A 5183-nucleotide genomic window follows, 5' to 3' on the forward strand; every position below is an offset into this window, starting at 1 on the left:
CCAAAATAAATAGTTTAGAAACAGAAATTGCCTCAATCCCAAAAGAAAAAGAAACCGTATTAAAAAAATATTTATAATAGAAATTATCTCTTATATACTCACATTATACTATACAAATGAAAATTACCTTATTCATACAGACAGTATTTATTATTTGCCTTTTTTGTGTATCCTCTCCCCTACCCGCAGAGGTAATAAAACCAATAGAATGGAAATACTCTTTCAGCAAAGATTCCTTTCGCAAAGGCGATACTATTGATATTATTTTTTATGCTCGTATACAGTCCGAATGGTATCTATACTCTTCTGACTTTGATAAAAATTTAGGCCCTTTGGTAACAGAGTTTTCTTTTATTTCCCATTCTAGTTTTACTCTTATAGGCGGTATACGAGCAATACAACCCTTCAAAAAATACGACTCTCTGTTTGGTGGAGAATATACCTATTTTGAAAATACAGCAACATTCAAACAAACACTTTTAGTGAAAGACCTCCCTCTTACCTTCAAAGGAAATATCCAATATCAAGTATGCTCTCATACCACTCATATCTGCGTTACCTTAGAAGAAGAATTTACAGAAAAACATTTTATTGACTCTCTTGGAAAAACATCTGGAAAAGACGAAAATATACTTTCTTTTCTTCTTCTTTGTTTGTTTGCGGGATTGAGTTCTTTATTTACACCTTGTGTTTTTCCTATGATTCCCCTTACAGTTTCTTATTTTACAAAAAAAAGAAGCAAATACACCGTTCTAGGTTATGGTATCAGTATTATACTTATATATACTTTTATAGGAATTTTATTAGCACCTTTCATGGGAGCAGAAATGGCAAATGAATTAGCAACAGGATGGTTTTTTAATATTCTTTTTTTTGTAGTATTCTTGCTATTTGGATTCTCTCTTTTAGGATATTTTGAGCTCGTTATACCATACCGATTTGTAAATGCTATAGAAACAAAAACAGACAAAGGCGGTTTTGTAGGAATATTATTTATTGCTCTCAGTTTAGTATTAGTTTCTTTTTCTTGCACCGTTCCTTTAGTAGGAAGTATTTTAATAGAATCCGTAGGAATACTCACGTATAAGCCCATTTTAGGAATGCTCTCCTTTGCTATGGGGGTTGCTGTTCCATTTACATTGTTTGCTTTTTTTCCCAATGTCCTTCGCTTATTGCCAAAGTCAGGTTCATGGCTCAATACTATAAAAGTTTGCTTTGGGGTAATAGAATTAGCATTCTCTTTTAAGTTTTTAAGCATAGCAGACCAAGCATACCATTGGAATATATTAGATAGAGAAATATATCTTATTATATGGATAGTTTTATTTGCTCTTTTAGGGTTTTATTTTTTTGGAAAAATAAAGTTTCCACACGATGGGGAACTACAAAATATCGGATTCGTCAGATTTATACTCGGTATAGTTACTTTTGTTTTTGTACTTTACTTATTTTTAGGTCTGTTGGGAAACCCTTTAAAAGCCCTTTCAGGTTATCTTCCCCCACTCATCCGTTCTGATGTCTCTTATAATACTCCTCAAAACAACAATATCTCTTCTCACAATATCTGTGAATCTCCTCTATACTCTGATGTTCTTCATTTTCCACATAATCTTGCAGGATATTTTGATTATCAACAAGCACTCTCATGTTCCAAAGCAAAAAAGAAACCTATCTTTATAAACTTTACGGGACATGGATGTGTCAATTGCAGAGAAATGGAAGCAAGAGTATGGGATGATCCGAGAGTGCTTACAAAATTACAAAACGATTTTATCCTCCTTTCTCTCTTTGTAGATGATAAAACAGAATTACCAGAAAGTAAATGGTATATTTCGGAGAATGATAAAAAACAAAAAAAAAACATAGGACAACAAAATATGGACTTTCAAATAACAAGGTATAATAGCAATGGACAACCACTATACGTAATAATAGATGAGAATGAAAATATGCTCACAGAACCATCTGCTTACAACCTTGATGTGGAGGCATTTATAACGTTTTTAAATCTTAATAAACACAACTTCTAAATTTTTTTTATGAAAACACTCAATACAAAACAACACCTTTTTCACAAAAATATGACGAATCCATTTTATTTTTGGATATTTCTTTTATTCAATGTTCCCGCAGGTTTTATTGCAGGAATGCGTCTGAAAGAACTCTCTTCTTCAAAAGCAGCTACTACTATTCCTTTCAAATTTCTCAATAAAAACCCTTTTCAATCTATCTATTTTGCAGTACAAAGTATGGCAGCAGAACTATCTACTGCTTCCTTAGCACTCCTTGCTACAAAAGGAAATAATTCCCAAGTACTTACTATCATTGTGGGAATGAAAGCAGAATTTTTGAAAAAAGCAATAGGAAAAGTAACCTTTCTTTGTGAAGAAGGAGAAAAGGCATTTGAAGCAGTAGAAGCATGTATGAAAACAAAAACCCAAATTACCACTACTCTCAAAACAACGGGTTATATGAAAGACGGAACAATAGTATCTATCTTTTATTTTACTTGGGCTTTTAAAGAAAAAAAATAAAAGAGAGAAAAAATAATTTATAAGCTATGCGAAAAATAATTATTTCCACTGCATTATTTTTAATTCCTTTTCTATCAACTGCTCAACAAGAAAGTAAAAATGAGCACCAAACTGAAGAGGATACTTCACTTATCTACATCAGAAAAACAAAAGAGTATATTGCTCAAAATCCAAATGATTTTAAAAAAAGATTATTATTAGGAGGATATTATCTCCAAAGAGATAGCACAAATGCCGCTCAGGAAATATTTGAACGCCTTATACAAGATATTATCAATAATGACATAACATTTAAACAGGATTCTATTGAAAATATCTATCTATCATTAGCAGATACATATAAATCTCTAAATGACCTCATAGAAGCAGAGTTTTATTATAATCTGTCCCTCGAAAAAGTAATAGTAAAAGGTAAGATAGACAAGATAATTGAGATTTATAAAAACCTAGCAATTATATATTCCAATCAATCTCTCTACCAAGAGGAATTAGATGCCACTAAGAAAAGTGAAATATATTTGAAAAAAAAATACGAGGATGATCCTTTAGCAAATTCAAAATATGACTCCTATAAATATAATAACTATAGAGAACTCTATACTACTCTCGGCGACGCTTATATCAAATTAAAAAACTATGAGAAATCTCTTGATATTATGGATAAATTACTTCCATATATAGAAAACGATACATCTCAAGAATTTAACGACACAGAATCTGACTATTTTTTTACAAGCGAGAAAGAATATTATTATGCTCTCTATTATCACAATAAAGGATATGCACTGTTAGAATTAGATGAATTAGACAGTGCTTCTAAATATCTATTCCTAGCATTAGAGATAAATGAAAGCGCAGGAGATTTTTCGGGAATGGTCTATGATTATTGGAAAATAGGTGATTATTATAAAAAGATACAAAATGAAACACTCTCTAATAAATACTACTTCAAATCCTTAGCAATATCAGATACACTAGAAGCATCAGGAGAGGACATATCAGAGTGGCTACACAGCGACCTCATAGAATGCTACCAAAGTATTGCTGAAAATTATGAAACATTAGGAGATTATCAAAAGGCACTAGTATATGAAAAGAAAGCAAAAACAATAATTCAAAAATACTTTAAAGAACAATCTCAAAGAAGAGTAAAAGCATCTACCACAAGTATAGAAAAAACAGTCCGAGAGACAAAAGAAAGAGAGAGAAAAAGGATAGAAGAATCAAGATACAATAATTTAGTATATCTTTCTATTCTGTTTGGTATATTGGGGACTTTGGGGTTTATTATTTCTCTAGGTAGAGTAACCATTATTAATAAATACAGAAGAATACTCACATCTATGATACTATTAGCAATATTTGAGTTTTTTAACTTGCTTTTAGGACCTTTTTTTGATAAAACATTGGGAGCAGACCCTCTTACACAATTCTCTACGAACTTTGCACTCTCCATAGTTATCAGCTCCTTAGAATTTATAGGAAGAACATTCTATAAAAAATGGGAAAAAAAGAAAGAAGAAAATATACAAGAGATTAATCAACTTATTCAACAAAATCCATTATGAGTGAAAATACTATTGGCGGATATTCCGAAGAAAACATTAAATCCCTAGATTGGAAAGAGCATATACGGCTTAGACCTGGTATGTATATTGGTAAATTAGGAGACGGCTCGTCTTCTGATGATGGAATATATATATTAGTAAAAGAGGTATTAGATAATTGCATAGACGAACATACGATGGGCTATGGAAAAGAAATCTTTCTCAAAATAAATGAAAAACGCGTAGAAATAAGGGACTTTGGTAGAGGGATACCTCTTGGTAAAGTCATGGATTGTGTCTCTAAAATCAATACGGGCGGAAAATACGACTCCAGCGCATTTCAAAAATCTGTAGGATTGAACGGCGTAGGAATAAAAGCCGTAAATGCCCTCTCTGATTTCTTTAAAGTGCAGTCCTTTCGGGATGGAAAAACAAAAACCGCAGAGTTCCAAAAAGGCGAAATAATCCAAGACCCTCCCATTGCAAACACCCAAGAGAAAAATGGTACGCTCATCGCCTTCGAACCTGATGAATCTCTTTTCAAACACTACAAATTTATCCCCGAATACATAGAAACCCTCGTTTGGAATTACGCATTCCTGAACTCCAAATTATCCATATATTATAATGAAAAAAAATTTACCTCCCCCAATGGACTCCTTGACCTCCTCAAAAGAAAAACAAGCGAAGAAGATATTCTATACCCTATTATTCACCTGAAAGGAGAAGATATAGAACTCTCTCTGACACATAGTGTGGGCTATGGGGAACAATACTATTCTTATGTAAATGGACAATATACCACACAAGGAGGAACACACTTGGTGGCATTAAAAGAAGCATTAGTAAAAACCATCCGAGAGTTTTACAAAAAAGACTTTGTGGCAGAAGATATACGAGAAGGAATTGTCAGTGCGGTATCTATCAGAATACAAGACCCTGTTTTTGAATCTCAAACTAAAACAAAACTCGGCTCACAAGCCATCTCTCCTGATGGAATAAGCTTACGCTCTTTTATAAATGATTTTGTAAAAAACAATTTAGATAATTTTTTACATAAAAATCCCAATACCGCAGATGCCCTCCTCAAAAAAATACTCCT

Annotated in this window: 4 protein-coding genes; all 4 read left to right on the plus strand. The window is 32.3% G+C overall.

Features of this window, described 5'->3' with window-relative positions:
- Positions 1–116 precede the first annotated feature (116 nt).
- A complete protein-coding gene (locus tag QM536_09380) occupies positions 117–2030 on the plus strand; it encodes a protein-disulfide reductase DsbD family protein (GenBank protein MDI9357220.1) in 1914 nt (637 codons plus the stop codon).
- A gap of 51 nt (positions 2031–2081) precedes the next feature.
- Positions 2082–2534, plus strand: a complete 453-nt coding sequence (locus QM536_09385; GenBank protein ID MDI9357221.1) for a DUF4442 domain-containing protein — start codon at positions 2082–2084, stop codon at positions 2532–2534.
- A gap of 26 nt (positions 2535–2560) precedes the next feature.
- Positions 2561–4102, plus strand: coding sequence for a hypothetical protein (locus tag QM536_09390; GenBank protein ID MDI9357222.1), 1542 nt, complete (start codon positions 2561–2563; stop codon positions 4100–4102).
- A partial coding sequence (locus QM536_09395) for an ATP-binding protein (GenBank protein ID MDI9357223.1) occupies positions 4099–5183 on the plus strand: 1085 nt, incomplete at its 3' end. The genes QM536_09390 and QM536_09395, both read left to right, overlap by 4 nt.

This window comes from Chitinophagaceae bacterium (genome assembly GCA_030053935.1).
In the GTDB taxonomy this organism is placed as follows: domain Bacteria; phylum Bacteroidota; class Bacteroidia; order Cytophagales; family JASGCU01; genus JASGCU01.

What these genes read in the sequence shown, in the direction of transcription:
- QM536_09390 (MDI9357222.1), top strand. Translation starts at nt 2,561, where the DNA reads ATGCGAAAAATAATTATTTCCACTGCATTATTTTTAATTCCTTTTCTA.
- QM536_09380 (MDI9357220.1), top strand. Translation starts at nt 117, where the DNA reads ATGAAAATTACCTTATTCATACAGACAGTATTTATTATTTGCCTTTTT.
- QM536_09385 (MDI9357221.1), top strand. Translation starts at nt 2,082, where the DNA reads ATGACGAATCCATTTTATTTTTGGATATTTCTTTTATTCAATGTTCCC.